21 protein-coding genes and 1 pseudogene are annotated in these 23,895 nt (G+C 71.2%); 9 read left to right on the top strand and 13 right to left on the bottom strand.

The window, feature by feature from the left end; translation table 11 throughout:
- Window positions 1-17: 17 nt before the first annotated feature.
- From AB0389_RS19985 to AB0389_RS19970, 4 genes are all read right to left on the bottom strand, one after another.
- A complete protein-coding gene (locus AB0389_RS19985) occupies window positions 18-1,124 on the bottom strand; it encodes a hypothetical protein (RefSeq protein ID WP_366396751.1) in 1,107 nt (368 codons plus the stop codon).
- Between the two features lie 164 nt (window positions 1,125-1,288).
- The gene (locus tag AB0389_RS19980; protein ID WP_366396750.1) at window positions 1,289-2,284 is read right to left on the bottom strand and encodes an ABC transporter substrate-binding protein; all 996 of its coding nucleotides are present in this window, start codon (window positions 2,282-2,284) and stop codon (window positions 1,289-1,291) included.
- A gap of 37 nt (window positions 2,285-2,321) precedes the next feature.
- Window positions 2,322-3,050: an ABC transporter permease gene (locus AB0389_RS19975; RefSeq protein ID WP_366396749.1), complete on the bottom strand. Its 729-nt coding sequence runs from the start codon at window positions 3,048-3,050 to the stop codon at window positions 2,322-2,324.
- Window positions 3,051-3,052: 2 nt separating this feature from the next.
- A complete protein-coding gene (locus AB0389_RS19970) occupies window positions 3,053-3,799 on the bottom strand; it encodes an ABC transporter permease (RefSeq protein WP_366396748.1) in 747 nt (248 codons plus the stop codon).
- Between the two features lie 132 nt (window positions 3,800-3,931).
- Between AB0389_RS19970 and AB0389_RS19965 the strand changes: the two genes are divergently transcribed.
- Complete coding sequence (locus AB0389_RS19965) at window positions 3,932-5,098, top strand: betaine/proline/choline family ABC transporter ATP-binding protein (RefSeq protein ID WP_366396747.1); 1,167 nt, start codon at window positions 3,932-3,934, stop codon at window positions 5,096-5,098.
- On the opposite strand, the gene AB0389_RS19960 is transcribed toward AB0389_RS19965, so the two are convergent.
- Complete coding sequence (locus AB0389_RS19960) at window positions 5,099-6,214, bottom strand: alpha/beta hydrolase-fold protein (protein WP_366396746.1); 1,116 nt, start codon at window positions 6,212-6,214, stop codon at window positions 5,099-5,101.
- 146 nt (window positions 6,215-6,360) lie between these two features.
- Here AB0389_RS19960 and AB0389_RS19955 point away from each other — a divergent pair, with 146 nt between their 5' ends.
- The 6 genes from AB0389_RS19955 to AB0389_RS19930 all read left to right on the top strand — a co-directional run bounded on the left by AB0389_RS19955 (window position 6,361) and on the right by AB0389_RS19930 (window position 11,496).
- Window positions 6,361-8,268, top strand: a complete 1,908-nt coding sequence (locus AB0389_RS19955) for a phosphatidylglycerol lysyltransferase domain-containing protein (protein ID WP_366396745.1) — start codon at window positions 6,361-6,363, stop codon at window positions 8,266-8,268.
- A 92-nt stretch (window positions 8,269-8,360) separates the two neighbouring features.
- Window positions 8,361-9,233, top strand: a complete 873-nt coding sequence (gene folP, locus AB0389_RS19950) for a dihydropteroate synthase (protein ID WP_366396744.1) — start codon at window positions 8,361-8,363, stop codon at window positions 9,231-9,233.
- A gap of 88 nt (window positions 9,234-9,321) precedes the next feature.
- Window positions 9,322-9,780, top strand: coding sequence for a nuclear transport factor 2 family protein (locus tag AB0389_RS19945; RefSeq protein ID WP_366396743.1), 459 nt, complete (start codon window positions 9,322-9,324; stop codon window positions 9,778-9,780).
- Between the two features lie 154 nt (window positions 9,781-9,934).
- Window positions 9,935-10,294 carry a dihydroneopterin aldolase gene (gene folB / locus AB0389_RS19940; RefSeq protein WP_366396742.1) on the top strand — a complete coding sequence of 120 codons (360 nt, stop codon included), beginning with the start codon at window positions 9,935-9,937 and terminating at the stop codon, window positions 10,292-10,294.
- Window positions 10,291-10,941 carry a 2-amino-4-hydroxy-6-hydroxymethyldihydropteridine diphosphokinase gene (folK, locus tag AB0389_RS19935; RefSeq protein WP_366396741.1) on the top strand — a complete coding sequence of 217 codons (651 nt, stop codon included), beginning with the start codon at window positions 10,291-10,293 and terminating at the stop codon, window positions 10,939-10,941. Before folB ends, folK begins: the two co-directional genes overlap by 4 nt.
- Window positions 10,942-10,992: 51 nt before the next feature.
- Window positions 10,993-11,496: a DUF3180 domain-containing protein gene (locus AB0389_RS19930; RefSeq protein ID WP_366396740.1), complete on the top strand. Its 504-nt coding sequence runs from the start codon at window positions 10,993-10,995 to the stop codon at window positions 11,494-11,496.
- A 15-nt stretch (window positions 11,497-11,511) separates the two neighbouring features.
- On the opposite strand, the gene folE is transcribed toward AB0389_RS19930, so the two are convergent.
- From folE to dacB, 6 genes are all read right to left on the bottom strand, one after another.
- A complete protein-coding gene (gene folE / locus AB0389_RS19925) occupies window positions 11,512-12,117 on the bottom strand; it encodes a GTP cyclohydrolase I FolE (protein ID WP_329066959.1) in 606 nt (201 codons plus the stop codon).
- A 113-nt stretch (window positions 12,118-12,230) separates the two neighbouring features.
- Window positions 12,231-14,261 (bottom strand): ATP-dependent zinc metalloprotease FtsH, encoded by a 2,031-nt coding sequence (ftsH, locus tag AB0389_RS19920; protein ID WP_366396739.1) that lies wholly within the window; start codon window positions 14,259-14,261, stop codon window positions 12,231-12,233.
- A gap of 236 nt (window positions 14,262-14,497) precedes the next feature.
- Window positions 14,498-15,058 (bottom strand): hypoxanthine phosphoribosyltransferase, encoded by a 561-nt coding sequence (gene hpt / locus AB0389_RS19915; protein WP_366396738.1) that lies wholly within the window; start codon window positions 15,056-15,058, stop codon window positions 14,498-14,500.
- Window positions 15,059-15,126: 68 nt separating this feature from the next.
- Entirely contained in the window at window positions 15,127-16,221 is a 1,095-nt protein-coding gene (tilS, locus tag AB0389_RS19910; RefSeq protein ID WP_366396737.1) for a tRNA lysidine(34) synthetase TilS, read from the bottom strand.
- Window positions 16,222-16,408: 187 nt separating this feature from the next.
- Window positions 16,409-17,539 (bottom strand): zinc-dependent metalloprotease, encoded by a 1,131-nt coding sequence (locus AB0389_RS19905; protein WP_366396736.1) that lies wholly within the window; start codon window positions 17,537-17,539, stop codon window positions 16,409-16,411.
- A 281-nt stretch (window positions 17,540-17,820) separates the two neighbouring features.
- A complete protein-coding gene (gene dacB, locus AB0389_RS19900; RefSeq protein ID WP_366396735.1) occupies window positions 17,821-19,311 on the bottom strand; it encodes a D-alanyl-D-alanine carboxypeptidase/D-alanyl-D-alanine-endopeptidase in 1,491 nt (496 codons plus the stop codon).
- 108 nt (window positions 19,312-19,419) lie between these two features.
- Here dacB and AB0389_RS19895 point away from each other — a divergent pair, with 108 nt between their 5' ends.
- Window positions 19,420-19,914: an inorganic diphosphatase gene (locus AB0389_RS19895; RefSeq protein WP_114659890.1), complete on the top strand. Its 495-nt coding sequence runs from the start codon at window positions 19,420-19,422 to the stop codon at window positions 19,912-19,914.
- 199 nt (window positions 19,915-20,113) lie between these two features.
- Complete coding sequence (locus AB0389_RS19890) at window positions 20,114-21,838, top strand: threonine/serine exporter family protein (protein ID WP_366396799.1); 1,725 nt, start codon at window positions 20,114-20,116, stop codon at window positions 21,836-21,838.
- 431 nt (window positions 21,839-22,269) lie between these two features.
- Here AB0389_RS19890 and AB0389_RS19885 read toward each other — a convergent pair.
- Together AB0389_RS19885 and AB0389_RS19880 are read right to left on the bottom strand one after the other, a co-directional pair.
- Window positions 22,270-22,902, bottom strand: a pseudogene (locus AB0389_RS19885) (VTT domain-containing protein); the annotation flags it as partial.
- A gap of 444 nt (window positions 22,903-23,346) precedes the next feature.
- Window positions 23,347-23,733, bottom strand: a complete 387-nt coding sequence (locus AB0389_RS19880) for a hypothetical protein (RefSeq protein ID WP_366396734.1) — start codon at window positions 23,731-23,733, stop codon at window positions 23,347-23,349.
- Between the last annotated feature and the right edge of the window lie 162 nt (window positions 23,734-23,895).

Raw genomic sequence — 23,895 nt, 5'->3', positions numbered from 1 at the left:
GGTACGGCGGGCTCCCGTCAGGAGCTGGCCACGCCGCGCAGCTCGCCGAGTTCGAACCGCTCGGTGTCGTCGTGCGCGGTCAGGTCGATGACCTGGCCGACGGCGCGCTCCTCGGTCCTGCGCCGCTCGGCGAGCGCCTCCTCGCCCACCACGTCGGCGAGGTCCTCGCGCTCCAGGGCGGCGGCCGGAACGGCCGGGGTCTCAGGGGCGGCCGGGCTCTCCGGGGCGGATTCGCCGTCGGTCCCCTCACCGGACTCCTCGCCCGCCTCCTCCTTGGGCCGGCCCTCCGCGCCGAAGAAGTCGAAGCCTCCCTCGGGCCGTACCGGACGGCGCAGCGGGGAGTACGGCACGATCGCGGACGCCGTCGCCACCCGGGACGCGGGCAGGGCGGGCGCCGGGCGGCTGTGCTGCTCGGCCGCCGACGCTCCGGACGCCGTCCCTCCGGACGCCGACGTTCCGGACGCCGCGGGCCCGGCCGCCGCGTGCTTCCCCTGCTGGTCCTCCGCCTCGACGGCACGCTCGGCCAGGTCGCGCGCGCGGGCCGCCTCCACGGTGCGCCGCGCCTCCTGGGCGGCGGCGTTGCGCAGCAGCTCGTCCAGGGCGCGGGCGGCCCCGAGGTACGCCGCCGTGGTGGGGGCCTTGCCGGTGGTCAGCGCCCGGGGCTCGGCCGCCGCTTCCAGGGCGAGCCGGCGCCGGCCCTCCAGCGCCGTGGCGCGCTCGGTCTCGGCGGTGGCGTAGCGCCGCAGCAGCGCGGCGTGTTCGCCACGGAGCTTGGCCAGCTCGACGCGCTTGGCCCGGAGTTTGACGTCGAGCTTGAGGCGCAGTTCGCGCGACTCCTCGACGTCGGCCTCCAGTTCGGCCACGCGCTCCTCGGTCTTCCACAGGTCGCTCTCCCGGCCGCGCGCCAGCTCGGCGACGCGGCGGCCGGCGCTGCGGTCCCAGCCGCGCATGACGATGGCGCCGCAGACCGCGACGACCGTCGTCGCGGCGACGAGGCCACGCAGCACCAGGGGATCCGCGAACAGCCAGGAGCCCGCGGCGAAGAGAACCGCGGCTCCGGCGACCGCCGAGGGCGGCAGAAGCTTGTGGAGAGGTGGCGAATGGCGGTGGCGTCCACGTGGCATGGCCCGAAATTTACCGTGCGTGCGGGCCGAATGGGGCACCGGTCGGACAATCTTTCTCTGTCCGTTGCCGGGCCCCCTCGGTCCGTCTTCCGTTTCCGCTGGAGAACTCCTTTATGCCTGGTGCGGGTTACCCCGCGGGTTACCGTGCGTTCGCCCGGCGGGGGCTACTTCCCGACCAGACCTTTGCTCTCCAGATACTCCTTGGCGACATCCTGGGGCTTGGCCCGCTCGGCGTCGACCTTGAGGTTCAACGCGCCGAGATCGTCGGTCGTCAGAGCATCGGTCAGCTTGCCCAGAACGTCGGCTATCTCCTGCGAACCGGCGTCCTTGGCATTGACCACCGGCAGGACGTTGTCCGCGTTCTGGAGGTTCTTGTCGTCCTCAAGCACCACCAGTCCGAAGCTGTCGAGGGTGCCGTCGGTGGTGGAGGAGAGGACCAGTTGGTCGACGCCGTCCTTGACCGCCTGTTTCGACTGCGGGGTGCCGACGCCCTTGGGGTCGATGCCCGCCACGTCGATGCCGTACGTCTTCTTCAGACCGGGCGCGCAGAACGGCCGTACCTCGCACTCGTCACCGGCGGCGATCTTCACTTCGATCTTGGACTTGCCGAGGTCGGAAAGGGTCTTGAGGTTGTTCTTCGCCGCGAATTCCTTGCTGACCGCGAACGCATTCTGGTCGACGGCCTGTCCGGCGGGGAGCACCTTCAGCCCGCGCGGCTCGGCGAGCTTCTTCAGCTCGGCGACGGTCGCGTCGGCGTCGCTGGAGGCGAGCGGCTTCGACTCGGCCGCCTTGGCGCCGTTCACCTTCGCATTGAGGAATTCCGTGATCGTCGCGGCGTATTCCGGTACGACGTCGATCTCGCCCTTCTCCAGGGACGGTTCGTACAGCTCCCGGTTCTTGACCGTCGTGACGGAGGTCGCGTAGCCGGCGTCCGCGAGGATCTGGGCGTACAGCTCGGCCAGCACCTTGGACTCCGTGAAGGCCGCCGCGCCGATGACGAGCGACCCCTTCTTGTCCGACCCGGATCCGGATCCGGAGTCCGATCCGGAACCCGAACCGCCCTTGTCCTTCTTCAGGCTGTCGCCGCCGCACGCGGCGAGCGACGCCGCCAGCGTCACCGCCGCGAGTACCGCACCCGCGGTGCGCGAGGTCTTGCTCATGATGTTCACCATCTCCAAGAAGCCGAAAGGTCGGTCGTCACGCGGTCGTACGGGCGGGGTCCTTACGGGCGGGGGCCACCGGGGCGCCGGCCGCGGGGCCACGGCGCACCGTGGCCGGGGCGATCAGCCGGTCCAGCAGGAGCAGCGCGCCCTCGACCAGCAGCGCGAGCAGCGCGACGAGCAGCGCGCCCGCGACAACCTGCGCGGTGTCGTACGTGTTGAAGCCGGCGGTGATGATCCGGCCGAGCCCGCCCTGTCCGACCATCGCCGCGATCGTCGCCGTCGCCACCACCTGGACGGAGGCGGACCGCAGACCGGTCATGACCATCGGACGGGCGAGGGGCAGCTCCACCCGTACGAAGAGCTGCCACCCGGACATCCCCATCCCCCGGGCCGCCTCCACCACCGCGCGGTCCACCTCCGCCATCCCCACATAGGCGTTGGTCAGCAGCGGCGGTACGGCGAAGAGCACCAGGGCGACGACCGTGGGCACCGAGCCCGAGTTGCGCAGCGGCGAGACCATGAAGAGCGCGAGCACGGCGAAGACGGGCACGGCCCGGCCCACGTTCGAGATGTTGATCGCGACGGCGCCTCCCCTGCCGAGGTGCCCGAGGAAGAACGCCACGGGCAGGGCGATCGCACAGGCGATGAGGAGGGCCGTGCCGCTCACGGTCACATGCTCCTGGAGCCGGTGCCACACCCCGCCGTCCCCGGCCCAGTTGGCGCCCGTCGCCAGCCAGGACCACGCCTCGCCGAGCACACCCACGGTCAGACCACCGCCTTCGCCGACGCGTGCGCCTGCTCAGCCGTACGCGTCTTCTCCGGCGCATGTATCCGGGTCCCTTGCGTACGTATCCGGGTCCATGGCGTCAGCAGCCGCTGCACGCCGAGCAGCAGCAGATCGGCGGCCACCGCGAGCAGCACACAGAGCACCGAGGCGGCCAGCACCTGCGCCTTGAAGAAGTTCTGGAGCGCGTCGTCGATGAGATTGCCGAGCCCGCCGCGGCCGACGATCGAGCCGACCGTCGTCAGGGCGATCGTCGACACCGTCGCTATCCGAAGGCCGGCCATCAGCGCGGGCAGCGCGAGCGGCAACTCGACCTCCCAGAGCAGCCGGCCGGGCCCGTACCCCATCCCGCGGGCCGCTTCCCTGGCCTCTTCCGGGACGGAATCCAGCCCCGCCATGATGTTCCGCACGAGAATGGTGAGCGAATACAGGACCAGCCCCGTGATCACCAGCCCGGCGGAGAGTCCGAACACCGGCAGCAGCAGCGAGAACATCGCAAGTGAAGGAATGGTGTAGAGCAGGGTCGTCAGTCCGAGCACCGGCCCCGCGAATGCCGGTCTGCTCCGCGCCAGCAACGCCAGCGGAAAGGCCACCGCGAGACCGATGGCGACCGAGACCGCCGTGATCCACACATGCTGGACCGTCGCGTCCGTCAGCTCCTGGCCGCGCGAGCGGAGATATTCCCCGCAGATCCAGTCGTTCGCCGCCAGGCATCCACGCGTACTCATCCCACCCCACCTCCCCCGTTTCTTCCCGCGTACGACCCTATCCCCGACCACTGACATTCGCGGAAGGCCGCCACATTCCAGCAACATGGCCTTCACACGACCCGCCGCACACTGCCCGCACAATGGGGAGCCATGATCCGATTCGAGCACGTCACCAAGCGGTACCCGGACGGCACGACCGCGGTCGACGATCTCTCCTTCGAGGTCGCCCGGGGTGAACTGGTCACGCTCGTCGGGCCTTCGGGCTGCGGCAAGACGACGACCATGAAAATGGTCAACCGGCTCATCGAACCGAGCGAGGGACGGATATTCCTCGACGGCGACGACATATCCGCGATCGACCCGGTCCGGCTCCGGCGCCGTATCGGCTATGTCATCCAGCAGGTCGGGCTGTTCCCGCACCGTACGGTTCTGGAGAACACCGCGACCGTTCCCCATCTCCTCGGCTGGAAACGCGCGAAGGGCCGCGCCCGCGCCGCCGAACTCCTCGATCTGGTCGGCCTCGACCCGTCGGTCTACGGCGACCGCTATCCCGAGCAGCTCTCCGGCGGCCAGCGCCAGCGCGTCGGGGTGGCCCGCGCGCTCGCCGCCGACCCGCCCGTCCTGCTGATGGACGAGCCCTTCGGCGCGGTCGACCCGGTGGTGCGCGAGCGCCTCCAGAACGAGTTCCTCCGGCTCCAGGCGGCGGTCGGCAAGACGGTGCTGTTCGTCACGCACGACATCGAGGAGGCCGTCCGGCTCGGCGACCGTATCGCCGTCTACGGCCGCGGCAGGATCGAGCAGTTCGACGCCCCGGCCGCCGTGCTCGGCACCCCGGCGACCCCGTACGTCGCGGACTTCGTCGGGGCCGACCGGGGCCTCAAGCGGCTCTCCGTCACCCCCATCGAGGAGGGCGACCTCGAACAGCCGCCCGTCGTCCACCTCGACGACCCGCTCGCCGGCGCCTCGGCGAAGCTCGCGCGGGCGGGCGCGCGCTGGGCCGTCGTCCTGGACTCCGAGGACCGGCTCCACGGCTGGATCCCGGAGACCGCGCACGCGTCGGGGACGGTACGGGAGCACGCCCGCCGGATGGAGGCGTGGCTGCCCGTCGGCGCCTCCCTCAAACAGGCGTTCGCCACGATGCTCCAGCACGACGCCGGCTGGATCGCCGTCATCGACCGCGAGGAGACCGGCCGCTTCCTCGGCGTCCTCACCCCGGCCCGGCTGCACGAGGCGCTGCGCCGGTCCATCGACGCGGACGGCCGGGCCGTCCCGCGTACCGACGTCGAGCTGGAGACCGTCAGCACCATCAGCACGTGATCAGGCGCCGCTGAGCCGGCCGCTCATCCACACCAGCGCCGGCGGGATCTCGCGGCGCCAGGTGTTGAAGTTGTGCGCGCCGCTCGGCAGGATGATCGACGAGACCTGCGCGGGCGCCTTGACCTTGCTGATGAACGTCTCGGTGTCCTTGAGGTTCCGCTCGCCCTTGCGGGAGCTGGTGACGAGCAGCGACGTGTCGCCCTGCGGCAGATGGTCGAGGCTCCACAGCAGGTTCGCGCGCTTCCTGAGCTCGTCCTTGCCCTGGAAGAGGTCGCCGGTCGTCGGGTCCTCGGCCGCCTTGTAGTACGCGGAGAGCCCGGCGCCCACCGAGAACTGCTCGGGGTGGTGCATGGCGATCTTCAGCGCGCAGTAGCCGCCGGTGGAGTTGCCGATGATGCCCCAGCTGCGCGGCACGTCCTTCACCCGGTACGCCCGGGACACCGCCGTCGGCACGTCCTTGGCGAGGAAGGTCTCGGTCTGCGGACCGCCGGGGATGTCCACGCACTCGGTGTCGCGCGGCGGCGCCACGGTGGGCCGCAGCATCACCAGGATCATCGGCTGCATCTTGTTCGCCTTGGCGAGCTGCCAGGCGGTCGTGGGGTAGTTGAGCCCCTTGATGAGGTTCTCCGCCACGCCCGGGTAGCCGGTGAGCACCTCGGCCGCCGGGAACTTCTGCTTCCGGAACTGCGGCTGGAAGTACTGCGGCGGCAGATACACATACGCGGTGCTGTTGATCCCCGACTTCTCGCCGCTTATGGCGATCTTCTGGATCTGGCCGGCCACCGAGGGCTGCCGGCTGCCGGGAACGGGCGAGTGCTGCGTGTCCATGACCGTGACGTGCTTGCCGTCGGCCGCCGCCTGCCCGACGACCGCCCCGAGCTCCTGCTCCTGGCCGAAGAGGTCGCCCCAGGTCCCGTAGAACAGGAAGTACTGGTTGGCCACCAGGGCGACCGCCGCGAAGATCGTCACCTGGGTGGCGAACAGCATCCCGATGCGGCCGAGGACGGCACGTGGCGTACGGCGGGACAGCCGCGGCCACATCCAGATGGTCGCGGCGAACAGCAGCACGGCCACCAGGACCGCCACGGCCAGGACTTTATGGCTGGTAAGACCCATGTCGACCGATGCTCTTCCGTGAGATTTTCCTGTACGCAGAGGAACCCGCCCCCCGAAAGCAACGTCCTAGAGGTCGCAAAATGTCCGGCCCGCACCATCAGACGCGGACTCGGCCACCACAATCTCTCGCGGAGCCACGGGAAGCGATGTCTGTGACGCTAGATGGGGATAAATCAGGATCGGTTCCGAATCAGGCTGACCGGTCGTCGGGGATACCTCCGAAGGCGAGGACGCGGCAGCTGCCCGACCGGGTGGGACGGATCGTCAGAGGGCCACGGCCCGAGGCCGTCCCCGGCCTGGTCGGCACCGCGTGCACCCTCATCGGCCTGATCGACATCGCCGCCGGGGTCTTCCCCCGCTTCCGCCACAGCCGGATGCACACCCTCGCCGAGGTGCTCCCGGGGGCGCTCGGACCGTTCGCCGCCGCGCTGGCGATGAGCGCCGGCGTACTCCTGCTGCTGCTCGCGCACGGGCTCAAACGGCGCAAGCGCCGGGCGTGGCGCGCCGCCGTGATCCTGCTGCCGCTGGGGACCGTGGCGCAGTTCGGGTACCGGCACTCGATCGCCGGGGCGGTGTTCTCGCTGTTCCTGCTCGGTGTGCTGGTACGGCACCGGGGCGAGTTCGCGGCGCTGCCCGACCCGCGCAGCCGCTGGCGGGCGCTCGCCAACTTCGTGCTGATGGGCGCGGGCTCGATCGGGCTCGGGCTGATCATCGTCAGCGTCCATCCGCACCGTACCGTCGGCAATCCCAGCCTGACCGACCGTCTCGAACACGTGCTGTACGGCCTGTTCGGCTTCGAGGGCCCGGTCGAGTACAGCGGCACCGTCGACTGGACCGTGGGCTACTCGCTCGGCGCGCTCGGCCTGCTCACCGCCCTCACCACCATCTATCTCGCCTTCCGCCCGGAGCATCCGGCCGCGCGGCTGACCGAGGAGGACGAGCGGCGGCTGCGCGAGCTGCTCGCGCGCCACGGCGCCAGGGACTCCCTCGGCCACTTCGCGCTCCGCCGCGACAAGGGCGTCGTCTTCTCCCCCAGCGGCAAGGCGGCCGTCTGCTACCGGGTGGTCTCCGGGGTGATGCTCGCCAGCGGCGACCCCATCGGGGACGTCGAGGCGTGGCCCGGCGCCATCGAACGCTTTATGGACGAGGCCAAGGCGCACTCCTGGACCCCGGCCGTCATGGGGTGCAGCGAGACCGGCGGCGAGGTCTGGACCCGGGAGACCGGGCTCAACGCGCTGGAGCTGGGGGACGAAGCGGTGGTGGACGTGCCGGATTTCTCCCTGCACGGACGCGCCATGCGGAACGTACGCCAGATGGTGAAGCGCATCGAGCGCGCCGGCTACGAAACGCGGGTACGGCGCGTCCGTGACCTCTCCGAAGGAGAGTTGGAGCGGATCCGCCGGGCCGCCGACGACTGGCGCGGCACCGACACCGAGCGCGGCTTCTCCATGGCGCTCGGCCGGATCGGCGACCCCGCCGACGGGGACTCGGTCGTCGCCACCGCGCACAAGCCGGGCGAGGAGACACCGGGCCCGTACGGCGACCTGAAGGCCGTACTCCACTTCGTTCCGTGGGGTACGGACGGGATGTCCCTGGACCTGATGCGCCGCGACCGGTCCGCCGATCCCGGCATGAACGAGCTGCTGATCGTCGCCGCGCTGCAGGCCGCGCCCCAGCTGAAGGTGGTGCGGGTCTCGCTCAACTTCGCGATGTTCCGCTCGGCGCTGGCCCGGGGCGAACGGCTGGGCGCGGGGCCGGTGCTGCGCTGCTGGCGGGGGCTGCTCGTCTTCCTCTCCCGCTGGTTCCAGATCGAGTCGCTGTACAAGTTCAACGCCAAGTTCCAGCCGCGCTGGGAGCCGCGTTACGTGGTCTTCCGAGCCGGTGGCGACCTGCCCAGGATCGGCTTCGCGGCGATGCAGGCGGAGGGGTTCGTGACACTGGCGCTGCCCCGGCCGCTGCGCCGGCTCGGCCGCGGCCACCGGGACCGGGACCGGGACCGGCCGGGTGACCGCTCGGCCCGTACCCCGTCGGACCACGAGGTCAGCCCGGCCTGATCCGCCTCCCGGCCTCCGACGGGGCCGGCCCGGTGCTGTGGCCGGAACGCGTGCCGGTGAACCCTTCCGGTCGCAGCACTAGGGTGGGGCATATGAGTATGTTGCGCGGGCGCGGCACGGTCGAGGGGCTGCCGCGGTGGGACCGCTGTGCGGTCATGGGGGTCGTGAATGTGACGCCCGACTCCTTCTCCGACGGCGGTCGCTGGTTCGACACCACCGCGGCCGTCAAACGCGGCCTCGCGCTGGTCGCCGAGGGCGCCGATCTCGTCGACGTCGGCGGTGAGTCGACCCGTCCCGGCGCGTCCCGTGTCGACGAGGACGAGGAGCTGCGGCGGGTCGTCCCGGTCGTCCGGGGGCTGGCGTCCGAGGGCGTCGCCGTCTCCGTCGACACGATGCGCGCGGCGGTCGCCGGGCAGGCGGTCGAGGCCGGCGCGCTCCTGGTCAACGATGTGAGCGGCGGTCTCGCGGACCCCGCGATGGTGGGGACCGTGGCGGCGGCGGGGGTGCCCTTCGTGGTGATGCACTGGCGCGGGTTCAGCGAGCAGATGAACAGCCGCGCCGTCTACACGGATGTCGTCGCCGAGGTCGCCGCCGAGCTGCGCGCCCGGATGGACGCGGTGATCGCCGGCGGTATCGCCCCCGAGCGGCTGGTGATCGATCCCGGGCTCGGTTTCGCCAAGACCGCGGAACACGATCTGGCGCTCCTCGCGCACCTGCCCGAGCTGCGCGCCCTGGGCCGGCCGCTTCTGGTCGCGGCCTCCCGTAAACGCTTCCTCGGCCAGGTTCTGGCGGACGCCGAGGGCGCCCCGCCGCCCGCGCGCGAGCGCGACGCGGCCACCGCCGCGGTCTCCGCGATCGCCGCCCACGAGGGGGCCTGGGCGGTCCGGGTCCATGAGGTGCGGGCGACGGCGGACGCGGTACGGGTGGCGCGCGCGGTCGAGGGCGCCGCGGGGCTCGTTCCGTGAGCGACGCACGCGAGGCCGCCGGTGCGCGGTCACCCACGATGCCGGCACCTCTGCGCCTCACGGGCGGAGAAGCGAACAGAGGGAGACGATGACGGCGCGTACGGACAGCGAGCAGGTGGAGCTGGCCAACACCGCGTTCTACGAGGTGATGGAGCGCGGCGACTACGACGCGATGTCCGGGCTCTGGCTGGACGAGGAGGACGAGCTGGTCTCCTGCGTCCACCCGGGCTGGCCGGTGCTCAGCGGCCGGGGCGAGGTGCTGCGCTCGTACGCGGTGATCATGGCGAACACCGAGTACATCCAGTTCTTCCTGACCGATGTCGAGGTCTCCGTCCTGTCCGACACGGCCCTGGTGACCTGCACGGAGAACATCCTGAGCGGCGGCCCGGCCGAGGACGGCGCGGAGCTGGGACCGCTCGTGGGGCAGCTGGTCGTGGCGACGAACGTGTTCCGGCGCACCCCGCGCGGGTGGAAGATCTGGGCGCACCACGGCTCGCCCGTACTGGCCGAGACCGAAGCCGAACCGGACGACGAGACTCCCGCCTGACCCCCGCCCGAGTGGGTAGGTGCCCGGGTGCGGGCCGGGTCGTCACCCCCTCGGGGGAGCGCTGTCAGTGCCCGCGGGTAGATTCGGAAGTGGGTACGGAACCGCCCGTGAATGGGTGGGTCCGTGACGATCAACGACAGCAGGAGTGATTCGCGTGGACCGTGTCGCGCTGCGCGGCCTCAGGGCCCGTGGGAACCATGGCGTCTTCCCCCGGGAGCGCGAGGAGGGCCAGACCTTCATCGTGGACCTGGTGCTCGGCCTCGACACCCGGCCCGCCGCCGCCGCCGACGACCTGTCGAAGACCGTGCACTACGGGGTGGTGGCCGAGGAGGTCGTGGAGGTCGTCCAGGGGGAGCCGGTCGATCTGATCGAGACCCTGGCGGAACGCATCGCGCAGCGGTGCCTGAAGCATGACGGGGTCGAGGAGGTCGAAGTGGTCGTGCACAAACCGGACGCGCCGATCACGGTGCCCTTCGACGACGTGACCGTCACGATCACCCGGAGCCGAGTATGAGTCTGTTTTCCGCAAGCGGGCCCCAGAGCGACCCGGCGAGCGACCTGACGAGCGGCCCGGCGAGCGACCCGACCGCCCAGCCGGTGCCCGCCGCGGTGGTCGCGCAGGTGGACGCGGCGGACAGCACGCTGTCCAATCCGCAGTGGGCCGTGGTCTCCCTCGGCTCCAACCTCGGCAACCGGCTGGAGACGCTCCAGGGCGCCATCGACGCCCTGGAGGACACCCCGGGCCTGCGGGTCAAGGCGGTCTCCCCGGTGTACGAGACGGAGCCGTGGGGCGTCGACCCGGGCTCCCAGCCGTCGTACTTCAACGCGGTGGTGGTGATCAGGACGACGCTGCCGCCGGACTCGCTGCTGGAGCGCGGCCACGCCATCGAGGAGGCGTACGACCGGGTCCGCGAGGAGCGCTGGGGGCCGCGCACGATCGACGTGGACATCCTGGCGTACGCGGACGTGGTCTCCGACGACCCGGGGCTCACCCTCCCGCACCCGAGGGCGCACGAGCGCGCCTTCGTCCTCGCCCCCTGGCACGACGTGGACCCCGAGGCGCGGGTGCCGGGCCGCGGCCCGGTCGCGGAGCTGCTGGCGGGGATCGGCCGGGAGGGCGTGCGGCCCCGGGCCGATCTGGAACTCCGCCTGCCCGAGTAGTCGTTAGGCTCAGCGGGTCGGTACAGCAGAGGTTGAAGGGCGGCTTTCTCGGTGAAGCAGTTGCGGATCGGCGTCCTCGCCGGCCTGTTCGTGGTGGCGGGCGTGCTCTCGTGGGCCGCGGCCCGGCTCTGGGACGCGTTCGGCACCCTGCCGAGCGTGCCGCTGGCCGCGCCGATCGTGCTGGCGGCGATCGCGGCCGTACTCCTCGCGACCGCGCTGTCGCTCCGCTCCCGCCTGCGCGCCCAGCGGGAGCGGCGCCCCGACGCGAAGGGCGTGGACCCGCTGATGGCCGCCCGCGCGGTCGTCTTCGGCCAGGCCAGCGCCCTGGTCACGGCCCTGGTCTGCGGGCTGTACGGCGGCGCGGGCGTCTTCCTGCTGGGCTCCCTCGACATCCCCGCCCGCCGCGACCAGGCCATCTACGCGGGCTCCGCGGTGCTGGCGGGCTTCGCGGTGATCGCCGCCGCGTTCTTCCTGGAGCACGTCTGCAAGCTGCCGGACGACTCCGACGACCCCCACCACCCCGGCAACGGAACAGCCCCGGCCGGGCCCGCCTGACAGCCGCGGTGGACCTCAGCGGGCCATGATCAGGCTCATGGCCTCGGCACGCGTCGCGGGCACCCGCATCTGACCCCGGACGGCCGAGGTGATCGTCTTGGCGCCCGGCTTCCGCACTCCGCGCATCGTCATGCACATGTGCTCGCACTCGACGACGACGATCACCCCGCGCGGATCGAGGATCTCCATCAGCGAGTCGGCGATCTGCGTGGTCAGCCGCTCCTGCACCTGCGGCCTGCGCGCGTACACGTCCACCAGCCTGGCCAGCTTCGACAGCCCGGTGATCTTCCCGTCGGCGGACGGGATGTAGCCGACATGGGCGACCCCGGTGAAGGGGACCAGATGATGCTCACATGACGACATCACTTCGATGTCCTTCACGAGGACCATCTCGTCGTGGCCCAGGTCGAACGTCGTGGTCAGCACGTCCTCCGGGTTCTGCCAGAGCCCCGCGAATATTTCCTTGTACGCCCGGGCCACCCGGCCCGGGGTGGCCCGCAGCCCCTCGCGGTCCGGGTCCTCGCCGACCGCGATCAGGAGTTCGCGTACGGCGTCCTCGGCCCGCTTCTCGTCGAACTCGCGGACCGGGCTCGCGCCGTCCAGTGTCACCGGGTCGGTCATCTGTGCCTCGTTCCTGTGCCGTCCATGTTCGCTCGGGCATACGAATGCCGCGCCCCCACAGGCTAGAACCTGGGGAGCGCGGCATCCATTCCGGGCCTGGTGAGCGCCCGGGATCAGCTCTCCGGGCGGTCCTCGGGAACCGCTTCCGCCGGTGCCTCGCCGGTCGTCACCGCGGGGAGCCCGCCGTTCGGACCGGACGCCGCGCCATTGGTCAGCGCCAGCTCCTTGGGCGAGAGTACCGGCGGCCGCGTCGACGGGGTGCGTCGGGAGGAGCCGGTCCACGCCGGGCGGGCCGGACGCTTCACGATGGTCGAGAAGATCTCCGCGATCTGCTCCTTGTTGAGCGTCTCCTTCTCCAGGAGCGCCAGGACCAGATTGTCGAGGACGTCGCGGTTCTCGACGAGAATCTCCCACGCCTCGTTGTGCGCGGTCTCGATGAGCTTCTTGACCTCTTCGTCGACCAGCGCCGCGACCTCTTCCGAGTAGTCGCGCGCATGACCCATCTCACGGCCGACGAACGGTTCGGTGTTGTCGCCGCCGAACTTGATCGCGCCGAGCCGCTCGGTCATGCCGTACTGCGTGACCATGGCGCGGGCCGTGGCCGTGGCCTTCTCGATGTCGTTGGCCGCGCCGGTGGTCGGGTCGTGGAAGACCAGCTCCTCGGCCGCCCGCCCGCCCAGCATGTAGGCGAGCTGGTCGAGCATCTCGTTGCGCGTGGTCGAGTACTTGTCCTCGTCGGGCAGGACCATGGTGTAGCCCAGGGCCCGGCCGCGGGACAGGATCGTGATCTTGTGGACCGGGTCGGAGTTCGGAGACGCCGCGGCGACCAGGGCGTGGCCGCCCTCGTGGTACGCGGTGATCTTCTTTTCCTTCTCGGACATGATCCGGGTCCGCTTCTGCGGGCCCGCCACGACGCGGTCGATCGCCTCGTCCAGGGAGTGGTTGTCGACGAGCTTCTTGTCGCTGCGCGCCGTCAGGAGCGCCGCTTCGTTCAGCACGTTCGCCAGATCCGCGCCGGTGAAGCCGGGCGTACGACGGGCGACCGCGCCCAGGTCGACGTCCGGGGCGACCGGCTTGCCCTTCTGGTGGACCTTGAGGATCTCCAGCCGGCCCTGCATGTCGGGGCGGTCGACGGCGATCTGCCGGTCGAAGCGTCCCGGGCGCAGGAGCGCCGGGTCGAGGATGTCGGGCCGGTTCGTCGCGGCGATCAGGATGACGCCGCCCTTCACGTCGAAGCCGTCCATCTCGACGAGCAGCTGGTTCAGCGTCTGCTCGCGCTCGTCGTGACCGCCGCCGAGGCCCGCGCCGCGGTGCCGGCCGACGGCGTCGATCTCGTCGACGAAGACGATCGCCGGGGCGTTCGCCTTGGCCTGCTCGAAGAGGTCGCGCACCCGGGAGGCGCCGACGCCGACGAACATCTCGACGAAGTCGGAGCCGGAGATCGAGTAGAACGGGACCCCGGCCTCACCCGCGACGGCGCGGGCCAGCAGGGTCTTGCCCGTACCGGGCGGGCCGTAGAGCAGCACACCCTTCGGGATCTTGGCGCCGACGGCCTGGAACTTCGCCGGCTCCTGGAGGAACTCCTTGATCTCGTGGAGCTCCTCGACCGCTTCGTCGGAGCCCGCGACATCGGCGAAGGTCGTCTTCGGGGTGTCCTTGGTGATGAGCTTGGCCTTGGACTTCCCGAACTGCATGACGCGGGAGCCGCCGCCCTGCATCTGGTTCATCAGGAAGAGGAAGACCACCACGATCAGCACGAAGGGCAGCAGCGAGAACAGCACCGAGAGGAACGGGCTCTGCTTCGTCGGCGAGACGGTGTAGCCCTTGGAGATGTCGCCGCTCTGGAACTTGGCCTGGAGGGTCGAGGCCAGCTGGGATCCCTGGCTGCCGATATAGCTCGCCTGGATCTTGTCGCTGCCCTTGACCTTGACCCCGTTCTTGAGGTCGACCTTGATGACGTTGTCATCACCGGTGGTCAGCTTGACCTGCTCTGCCTGGTTCTTGTCGATCGCCTGGACGACCTCGCCGGTGTCGACCGTCTTGTAGCCGCTGCCCGAGCCGACGACATTCATCAGCACGACCACGGCGAGGACGGCCAGCACGATCCACATGACCGGCCCACGGAAGTATCGCTTCACGTCCATCCATACGAGGCGAAGTCGCCCCGTCCCTCCTGCCCGTAGGTAAATGCTGCTGTGAGAAAAGAGTGTTCTTCGGACGGTACCCCAGCATCATGGCCCGCGACCGCACGGGACGGCTGACAAACCCGCCTTCCCATGCTTCAACGGCGCGAAGTGTGCTGGGGTTCCCCCTCGTACCGAGGCCTTTCCGTAACACTTCGCCGTCCCGGTGGGGTCCGGGGCCGCCACCGGGCCCCGGACTAACCGCCGTAGACGTGCGGCGCGAGGGTGCCGACGAAAGGCATGTTGCGGTACTTCTCCGCGTAATCCAGTCCGTATCCGACGACAAACTCATTGGGAATGTCGAAGCCGATCCATTTCACGTCGATCGCGACCTTTGCGGCATCCGGCTTACGGAGCAGAGTGCAGACCTCCAGCGAGGCCGGCTCCCGGGAACCGAGGTTGGACAGCAGCCACGACAGCGTCAGCCCGGAGTCGATGATGTCCTCGACGATCAGGACGTGCTTGCCCTTGATGTCGGTGTCCAGGTCCTTGAGGATCCGGACCACGCCGGAGGACTGGGTGCCCGCCCCGTACGAGGAGACGGCCATCCAGTCCATCGTCACGGGGGTGGAAAGGGCACGCGCCAGGTCCGCCATGACCATCACGGCACCCTTGAGGACCCCCACCAGCAGCAGATCCTTGCCCGCGTACTCCGCGTCGATCTTCGCCGCCAGCTCGGCCAGCTTCGTGTCGATCTCTTCTTTGGTGATGAGCACCGACTGGAGGTCTTCGCCCATGTCCTTGTGGTCCACCCGCATCGCTTTCGTCGTCGGCCAGAGGTCCGGAACCAGCGGCTCCGGAGACACAGCCGTAGTGCGTTGGCGCTTCAGCCCTGCCGGATGACCAGTCTGCCACCCTGCCTCCTGGCCTCCACGCGGCCGGGCAGGTTGATGGCCCCCTGGCCGCGCCAGCCGGTGATCAGGCGGTCGACCTCTTCGATGTGACGGGCGAACAGCGAGCCGGCGGGAGAGCCCGCGGTGATGGCGGCCCGGCGCAGCACCCGGCGGCGTACGGCCGGCGGGAGCGCGTAGAGCTTGGCGCACTCCAGCAGCCCCGCCTCGTCCCGTACGGTCGTCTCGGCGTCGACGGCCCAGGTGTCCAGGGCGTCGGCGTCGTCGCGGGAGAGCTGGGCGGTACGGGCAAGGGCCTCGACGACGCCCTTGCCGAGGGCCTTCTCCAGCGCGGGCAGCCCTTCGTGGCGCAGCCGGGAGCGGGTGTAGGCGGGGTCGGTGTTGTGGGGGTCGTCCCAGACGGGGATCGACTGGACCAGGCAGGCCTTGCGGGCGGTCTGCCGGTCGAGCTGGAGGAAGGGCCGCCGGTAGCGGCCGGTGGCCCCGGAGACGGCGGCCATGCCGGACAGGGAGCGGGTGCCGGAGCCGCGGGCGAGGCCGAGGAGGACTGTCTCGGCCTGGTCGTCGCGGGTGTGGCCGAGGAGGACTGCGGCTGCCCTGTGGCGGTCGGCGACGGCGTCCAGCGCGGCGTAGCGCGCGTCGCGCGCGGCGGCTTCGGGGCCGCCGCCCGTACGGCGCACAGCGCCGCCGGCGCCCGCGGCGCTGTGCGCCACGGGTGTCTCAGCGCCCACGGTGACCGCGACGGATTCGACGGGGTCGAGGCGCATCGCGCCGAGCCGGGCGACGACTTCCGCGGCGCGGAGCGCGGAGCCGTCCTGGAGTCCGTGGTCGACTGTGACGGCGCCCGCGCGGACGGAGAGTTTCGGTGCCTCGAAGGCGAGGGCCGAGGCGAGCGCCATGGAGTCGGCGCCGCCGGAGCAGGCGACGAGCACGAGCGGCGGCGCGCCCGCGGCAGCGGGTGCGCCGCCGACGGCAGTGGGCGAGTCGAGCTCCGCCCGTTCGGTGAGGATGTCGTGGAGTACGCGGCGGACCGCCAGGCGTATCGCCGCGACCGCAGGATGGGGACCCATATCCGGTGCCCTTCGTGAATTTTTTTGGGGGGTGCCTCGGTCGGAGTAAGGACGGAGAGCGTCACTCAGAGTGCGTCGATGGTGACAGAACCGAGCCATTACCCGAGCATTGCACGCCTATCCCTCACCGACGGTCCCTCGGATGGGTGATACCTGAGGCGTCCTTCTGCCAAGAGGGCGTTTTGCCTCAGGAATCTGCCTTACGGTGCACCCGCGCGACCCAATCCGCCGGTTTGGCGATCTCCGCCTTGGTGGGGAGCGTGTTCGGCGAGGTCCACACCCGGTTGAAGCCGTCCATGCCGACCTCCTCGACCACGGCCCGGACGAACCGTTCCCCGTCGCGGTACTGGCGGAGCTTCGCGTCGAGGCCCAGCAGTTTGCGCAGTGCCTGGTCGAGCCGGCCGGCGCCGCTGGCCCTGCGCTGCTGGAACTTCTCGCGGATCTCCGCCACGGAGGGCACGACCTGTGGTCCCACGCCGTCCATCACGTAGTCCGCGTGGCCTTCGAGCAGGGACATCACGGCGGTGAGCCGGCCGAGGATCTCCCGCTGTCCGGGGGTCTGCACCAGCTCGACGATGGAGTGGCCGTCCTCGTCCCGCTCACCCTCGGGCCGGCCGCCCGCCAGCGACTGGGCCGCCTCGCGGAGCCGTTCGACCACGGTCATGGGGTCGACGTCGGTCTGGTCGAGGAACGACTGGATCTCGCCCTGGAGGTGGTCGCGGAGCCAGGGCACGCCGGTGAACTGGGTGCGGTGGGTCTCCTCGTGGAGCGCGACCCAGAGCCGGAAGTCGTGCGGCACCACGTCGAGTTCGCGCTCGACGTGGACGATGTTGGGGGCGACGAGCAGCAGCCGTCCGCTGCCGTCGGCGGCGCCGGGGAGGTCGCGGGTGGCGGGGGCGAACGTCTCGTACTGCCCGAGCACCCGGGAGGACATGAAGGACAGCAGCATGCCGACCTCGACGCCGGTGACCTTGCCGCCGACCGCGCCGAGCACGGCGCCGCCGGGGCCGCCGGGGCGGCGGTCGCTCATCTTCTCGAAGAGGGGCTTCAGCAGCTCGCGGAAGCCGGCGACATTGGCCTTGACCCAGCCGGCCCGGTCGACGACCAGCACGGGGGTGTCCACCGGGGCGCTGCCCTCGGGGATCATCCGGGTGTACGCCCGGACGTGCTCCTCCGCCGCCTTGGCGTGCCGCCGCAGCTCGGCGACGATCTCACGCGCCTCGTCGCGGCTCACTTCCGGTCCCGGCCGCGCGAGGCGGGTCGCGGTCGCCACCGCGAGGTTCCAGTCGACCATCTCTGCACCACCGATGCTCGTCATGCGTCAACCGTACGTGCTCGGCTCGTGGAGCGGGCGAAGCTGTCGTCCCACTCTGCTTCGGACAGGCCGAGGGACCTGGTGCCGTCGGATCCAAGGCGGAGGAGGGAGTGAACGCGGAGCGTTCGTGACCGACGACAACGCCGGAGGCGGCGGTGCCAGGCCCCTCGGGCCCGGAGCAGGGTGGGACGACAGCTTCTCAGGCGTGGCGACCCCGGTTCTTCCCCCACTTTCCTCTCGGGTTCGTCTCCGGGGCGGGTCGAACGCTTTCCCTAGGGCCGGCGCTAGGGCCGGCCCGCCGTCGCCGGGAGCAGGGCCGTCGAGAGCCGGTCCAGGGCCGCCTGGGCGGGATCGGGGGCCGGGGTGTCGCTCGCCAGGAACGCGAAGGCCAGCAGCCTGCCCTCGGCGTCCACCACCGTGCCCGCCAGGGCGTTCACCCCGGTGAGCGTGCCGGTCTTGGCCCGGACGAGGCCGCCGGCGGGCGGCTGGTCCGCGTACCGCGTGCGCAGCGTGCCGCTGAAGCGGGCGATGGGCAGGCCGGTCAGGACCGGGCGCAGCTCCGGCCGGTCCGGGGAGGCGGCGCGCGCCAGCAGGCCGGTGAGCAGGGCGGCGCTGACCCTGTCCTTGCGACTGAGGCCGCTGCCGTCGTCGAACACGGTCCCGGCGACGGGCAGTTGGAGCTTCGCCAGCTGGGCGCGGACGGCTCGTCCGGCGCCCGCGAAGCTCGCGGGCTCACCGGCGGCCAGGGCGGTCTGGCGGGCCAGGGACTCGGCGATGTCGTTGTCGCTGTTGGTCAGCGCGCGTTCCGCCAGGGCGGAGAGCGGGGCGGAGTAGGTCCGCGCGAGCAGTTCCGTCTCCTTGGGCGCTCTGCTCCGTTCGGGTGCGCCGTCGGTACGGACGCCCCGCTCGCGCAGCAGCGTGGCGAAGACGCGGGCGGCGTCGCCCGACGGGTTGCCGCTGCGTGGCGCGGGCCCGCTCGTCGACCGGTCGAGCCGGCCCTGCCCGGACATCAGGGAGTCGACGGGGGCGATGTTGTCGTTGGGGCCGATGGGGTGCTGCCGGGGGCCCGAGTAGAGGGACGTGTCGTACCGCAGCTCCACCTCGGTGACGCCCCGGTCGCGCAGGGCGCGGGCGGTGTCGTCGGCGAGCCGGCCGAGTCCCTTCCGGTCGAGGGTGGCGTCGCCGCCGCCGACCAGGGTGAGCCGTCGTCCGTCGGGGGTGGCCCTGACGGTGGTGGCGATGCGGTGGTCGGGGCCGAGCGCGGAGAGCGCGGCGACCACGGTGGCGATCTTTATCGTGGACGCCGGGGTCATCGCCTTGGCGTCGCCCTTCCCGTACAGCCGCTCGCCCGTGACGGCGTCGACGACGGAGGCGGTACGGTCCGGGCCGAGCGCGTCGTCGTCGAGGAGCGGGCCGAGGGTCTTGGCGAGTCCGGGCGGCAGCGCGGGGGTCTTCCCGGTCGAGCCGGTCCCGCTGGAGTCGGCCCCGCCGGAATCCGTCCCGCCGGAATCCGTCCCGTTGGCCTCGGCGGCGTCGCGGCCCGTCGTCCGCAGCGCGGAGAGCACTCCGGCGGCGCTGGGCGCGGGCGCCGGCTCGCGCGGCGCGGACGCGTCGCGGGCCTCGCCGCCCGTACGGCTCTGGGCGACCGCCCACTCCCGCTCGGCCCTGCGCTGGCCCGATTCCCAGGGGCCGGCCGCGGCCACCACCACGGCGGCGAGCGTCAGTCCGAGGACCACCGAACCCGCCGTGACCTGCCACACTTTCGGCTCAAGCACGGCTGACCAGCCCCTTTCGCGATCACACAGCTGCGTGGGGGACACTTAATCACTGCGCCTTGCCACGCAGCATCACCGACATATGTGTTGATCATGGAGGAGCCACCCGTGGAGTTCGACGTCACCATCGAGATCCCCAAAGGTTCGCGGAACAAGTACGAGGTGGACCACGAGACCGGTCGGATCCGGCTGGACCGTCGACTCTTCACCTCGACCAGCTACCCGGCCGACTACGGCTTCGTCGAGAACACCCTCGGCGAGGACGGCGACCCGCTGGACGCGCTGGTCATCCTGGACGAGCCCACCTTCCCGGGCTGCCTCATCAAGTGCCGCGCGATCGGCATGTTCCGGATGACGGACGAGGCCGGCGGCGACGACAAGCTGCTGTGCGTCCCGGCGTCCGACCCCCGGGTGGAGCACCTGCGCGACATCCACCATGTCTCGGAGTTCGACCGCCTGGAGATCCAGCACTTCTTCGAGGTCTACAAGGACCTGGAGCCCGGCAAGTCCGTCGAGGGCGCCGACTGGGTCGGCCGCGCCGAGGCCGAGGCCGAGATCGAGGCGTCGTACAAGCGGCTCCAGGCGCAGGGCAACGCGCACTGACGCACACGCATCCGCACCCGCACCCGCACCCGCTCAGCACTGAGCGAACGCACAGCGCATGTGCGATGAACGGGCGGCGCACCCTTGCCGGGTGGGCCGCCCGTCCGTGTGTGCCCACCCGGCTGCCCACCCATACTGGGCGGGGAACGTACGGCACGTACGACGGGGACGGTCACGACAGGGAGTGAGGGCGCAGACAGTGGTGGCCGAGCCGGACGGTCCCGAGGACCGCAAGCCCCCGTCGGACGAGGCGCGCAGTGCCTTCACTCCGCCGCACGGTGTGGAGCAGCCGCCACCGCCCGAGGACGACCGGCCGACGTCGGAGTTCGCCCTCCCGGAGGGGCTGAGCGCGGAGCCGCAACCGCCCGAGCCCGAGGGCTCCGCCTTCGATCTGCCGGGCGGTACGCAGCAGGGCGGCGGCCGGACGCCGGGATCGGGTCCAGGACATGGGCCAGGGTCGGGAGCGGGGGCGGGGGCGGGGCTCTCGTACCCGTCCGCGCACGGGCTCCCGCTGGCCCTGCTGCCCAAGGACGCGCCGTGGCAGGACCGGATGCGGACGCTGCTGCGGATGCCGGTCGGGGAGCGTCCCGTACCGGAGACGGTCCAGCGGCACGACGACAACGGGCCCGCCGTACCGCGCGTGCTCGACCTGACGCTGCGCATCGGCGAGCTGCTGCTGGCCGGCGGCGAGGGCGCCGAGGACGTGGAGGCCGCGATGTTCGCGGTCACGCGCGCGTACGGGCTCGACCACTGCGAGCCGACCGTCACCTTCACCCTGCTCTCCATCTCCCATCAGCCGTCGCTCGTGGACGATCCGGTGACGGCCAGCCGGACGGTACGGCGGCGGGGCACCGACTACACGCGGCTGTCCGCCGTGTACACGCTCATCGACGACATCACGAGCGCGGACACGGACATCACGCTGGAGGAGGCGTACCGGCGGCTGGCGGAGATCCGCCGCAACCGGCATCCGTACCCCGGCTGGGCGCTGACGGTGGCGAGCGGGGTGCTGGCGGGGGCCGCCTCGGTGCTGGTGGGCGGTGACGCGGTGGTCTTCGTGGCCGCGGCGCTGGGCGCGATGCTCGGCGACCGGCTGGCGTGGCTGTGCGCGGGGCGCGGGCTGCCGGAGTTCTACCAGTTCGTGGTGGCCGCGATGCCGCCGGCCGCGATGGGGGTGGCGCTGACGCTGCTGACGTCGGCCCTGCACTGGGGTGGCCGGCCCTCGGCGGTGATCACCGGCGGTCTCTTCGCGCTGCTGCCGGGGCGGGCGCTGGTGGCGGGCGTACAGGACGGGCTCACGGGCTACTACATCACCGCGGCGGCCCGGCTGCTTGAGGTCATGTACTTCTTCATCGCGATCGTCATCGGGGTGCTCGTCGTGCTCTATCTGGGGGTGCAGCTGGACGCGCAGCTCAACCCGGAAGCGGCGCTGCACACCGTGAAGCGGCCGTGGGTGCAGATCCTGGCGGCGGTGACGCTGAGCCTGACCTTCGCGATCCTGCTCCAGCAGGAACGTTCCACCGTGCTGCTGGTGTCGCTCAACGGCGGGGTCGCGTGGACGGTGTACGCGGCGATGCACGACACGGCCGAGATCTCGCCGGTGGCCTCGACGGCGGTCGCGGCCGGGCTGGTGGGGCTCTTCGGCCAGCTGTTCTCGCGCTACCGCTTCGCGTCGGCGCTGCCGTACGTGACGGCGGCGATCGGTCCGCTGCTGCCGGGGTCCGCCACGTACTTCGGGCTGCTCGGCTTCGCGCAGAACGAGCTGGACCGGGGGCTGGCGTCGCTCTCCAAGGCGGTGGCCCTGGCGCTGGCGATCGCGGTCGGGGTGAACCTCGGCGGGGAGGTCTCCCGGCTCTTCCTCAAGGTCCCGGGCTCGGGCCGGGCATCGAGCCGCCGCGCGGCCAAGCGGACGCGCGGCTTCTGATTTCTTGACGGGTCCGTACGGTACGGGTCCGTACGGTACGGAGCCGTACGGTACGGAGCCGGTCAGCGCCGGGCGTGCCGGCCGCGCTGGCCGCTGCCCGGACCGTCGTCGGGCCCGCCGGGCGCCTGGTGGGACCCACCGTGGGCGTCGTAGCCGCCAGGGGCGTCATAGCCGCCGGGGGTCCGGGGGTCGGCGGGGATCCGGGGGTCGACGGGAGCACCGTAACCGCCGGGCGCGGGCTGCGCGCCGGGACCCTGCTGACCGTGACCGCCGTGACCGCCGTAGCCGCCCTGGCCGCCGTGACCGCTCGGCCCGCCCTGGCCGCCCCCGACCGCCGGGAACTGCATCGTCGCGCGGTCCACGCCGGGGCCCGGCTCCACCGGGTGGTACCCGATGGCAGCCTCGTCCTCGCCCGCGGTGGCGGCGGCGGTGGCCGCGTCCTTCTTCTTGTGGGAGCGGGCCCGCAGGACCTCGATGATGATCGGCAGCACCGAGATCAGCACGATCGCGATCAGGATCATCTCGATGTGCTCGTGCACGAAGGCGACCTTGCCGAGCGCGGCACCCAGCAGCGTGACGCCGCCGCCCCAGAGCACGCCGCCGATGATGTTGAAGGTGATGAACGAGCGGTAGTTCATCTTGCTCACACCGGCGATGATCGGCGTGAACGTACGGATCACGGGGACGAAGCGGGCCAGCACGAGCGACTTCGGGCCGTGCTTCTCGAAGAACTCGTGCGCCTTCTCGACGTTCTCCTGCTTGAAGAGCTTGGAGTCGGGCCGCCGGAACAGGGCCGGCCCGACCTTCCTGCCGAAGAGATAGCCGACCTGGTCACCCGCGATGGCCGCGAGCACCACCAGGCTCGCCACGATCCACAGCGGGGTGTCGAGGGCGCCGGTCGTCACCAGCAGGCCGGTGGTGAAGAGCAGCGAGTCGCCCGGCAGGAAGAAGCCGATGAGAAGTCCGGACTCCGCGAACACGATGACCAGAACACCGATCAGCCCGAAGGTCCCGATCAGATAGTCCGGGTCCAGCCAGCTGGGTCCGAGCGCAAGGGTGGTCACGGGTTCCGGACTCCTGAGTCGTTGGTCGGTCGATCGTCGTTTCGGCGTGGTCGGCCGCGCACAAGCTATCAACGCCTGTAAGGACCCCCAGGTTCCACCTCCCCCGGTACGACACCCCCGCCCCCGCCCCGGCCCCCGCCCGCGACCCACCCCGTACCCGTATCACCCACCCTGCCCCATACGCGCCCGCGCCCGGCTCGGCGGCGGAGCCGGTCAGTCGCCATTCGGCTCGGCCGCGAACATCTGCACCGTGGCCAATTCGTAGACTCGGTGCCCCGAGACCCCCGCGTGTTTGAGGCACCAGACCTGTACCTCATCCGGGATCGGCGCCGCGGCGGAGGCGTCTCCGCACTCCACGCACCTGCCCGTGAAACCCACCGCGTCCGGGTTGGCTGTCAGCCGCCACTCCATGAACCTGTACCGAGCCTTCACCGTCGCCGGCCCTCACTCATGGCTCTCGGCAGGCGATACGGACAGGTCGCCGTCGTCCTGGCCGCCGCCGGACAGGTCGCCGTCGTCACTGGGTACCGGAAGACGTCCGCCCCTGCTGTCGGCGATGCGTAACACGTCACCCAGCACATGTGTGGTCGCCCTGAGCGCCAGCCGGAGCGAGTGCTCCCCGGCCTTGCGATCGTCCAGTACGGCCTTGGCCCCACTGAGCACGTCGGCACCGTCGTCAAGCTGATCCGCCTCGACATCGTCGGCGAGCCTGGACAGCATGCTCTCGGGGTCGCTCGTACTCAGGAAGCACGGCTTGCCCGTCTCGTTCTCCCAGGGCAGCAGCCGCAGCCCGGGGCCAAGAGCCGGTACGTGACGGCGGTCGTAGCTCATCGGGCGACCACCTGGCCGCGACTCGGGCCGGGAAGCGTCAGCGACCGTGAGGGCATTACGTTCATCATGCGTCCACTTTCGCGACTCGAGAGGTGCGTTCCTACCGCGCTCCCGGACCGTTAGGCATGTAGTCGGGTGAGGTCACTGAAGCGTCCCTAACGT

It is taken from the genome of Streptomyces sp. NPDC093109 (genome assembly GCF_040701725.1).
Taxonomy (GTDB): domain Bacteria; phylum Actinomycetota; class Actinomycetes; order Streptomycetales; family Streptomycetaceae; genus Streptomyces.
Note: the sequence above shows the minus strand (reverse complement) of the source record. Positions and strands in the feature narration are given on the sequence as shown.

Excerpts from the sequence above, each read along its gene's own strand:
- AB0389_RS19985 (WP_366396751.1), bottom strand. The coding sequence starts at position 1,124 with ATGCCACGTGGACGCCACCGCCATTCGCCACCTCTCCACAAGCTTCTG.
- AB0389_RS19980 (WP_366396750.1), bottom strand. The coding sequence starts at position 2,284 with ATGAGCAAGACCTCGCGCACCGCGGGTGCGGTACTCGCGGCGGTGACG.
- AB0389_RS19970 (WP_366396748.1), bottom strand. The coding sequence starts at position 3,799 with ATGAGTACGCGTGGATGCCTGGCGGCGAACGACTGGATCTGCGGGGAA.
- AB0389_RS19965 (WP_366396747.1), top strand. The coding sequence starts at position 3,932 with ATGATCCGATTCGAGCACGTCACCAAGCGGTACCCGGACGGCACGACC.
- AB0389_RS19960 (WP_366396746.1), bottom strand. The coding sequence starts at position 6,214 with ATGGGTCTTACCAGCCATAAAGTCCTGGCCGTGGCGGTCCTGGTGGCC.
- AB0389_RS19955 (WP_366396745.1), top strand. The coding sequence starts at position 6,361 with ATGTCTGTGACGCTAGATGGGGATAAATCAGGATCGGTTCCGAATCAG.
- folP (WP_366396744.1), top strand. The coding sequence starts at position 8,361 with ATGAGTATGTTGCGCGGGCGCGGCACGGTCGAGGGGCTGCCGCGGTGG.
- AB0389_RS19945 (WP_366396743.1), top strand. The coding sequence starts at position 9,322 with ATGACGGCGCGTACGGACAGCGAGCAGGTGGAGCTGGCCAACACCGCG.
- folK (WP_366396741.1), top strand. The coding sequence starts at position 10,291 with ATGAGTCTGTTTTCCGCAAGCGGGCCCCAGAGCGACCCGGCGAGCGAC.
- folE (WP_329066959.1), bottom strand. The coding sequence starts at position 12,117 with ATGACCGACCCGGTGACACTGGACGGCGCGAGCCCGGTCCGCGAGTTC.
- ftsH (WP_366396739.1), bottom strand. The coding sequence starts at position 14,261 with ATGGACGTGAAGCGATACTTCCGTGGGCCGGTCATGTGGATCGTGCTG.
- hpt (WP_366396738.1), bottom strand. The coding sequence starts at position 15,058 with ATGCGGGTGGACCACAAGGACATGGGCGAAGACCTCCAGTCGGTGCTC.
- tilS (WP_366396737.1), bottom strand. The coding sequence starts at position 16,221 with ATGGGTCCCCATCCTGCGGTCGCGGCGATACGCCTGGCGGTCCGCCGC.
- AB0389_RS19905 (WP_366396736.1), bottom strand. The coding sequence starts at position 17,539 with ATGACGAGCATCGGTGGTGCAGAGATGGTCGACTGGAACCTCGCGGTG.
- AB0389_RS19880 (WP_366396734.1), bottom strand. The coding sequence starts at position 23,733 with ATGAGCTACGACCGCCGTCACGTACCGGCTCTTGGCCCCGGGCTGCGG.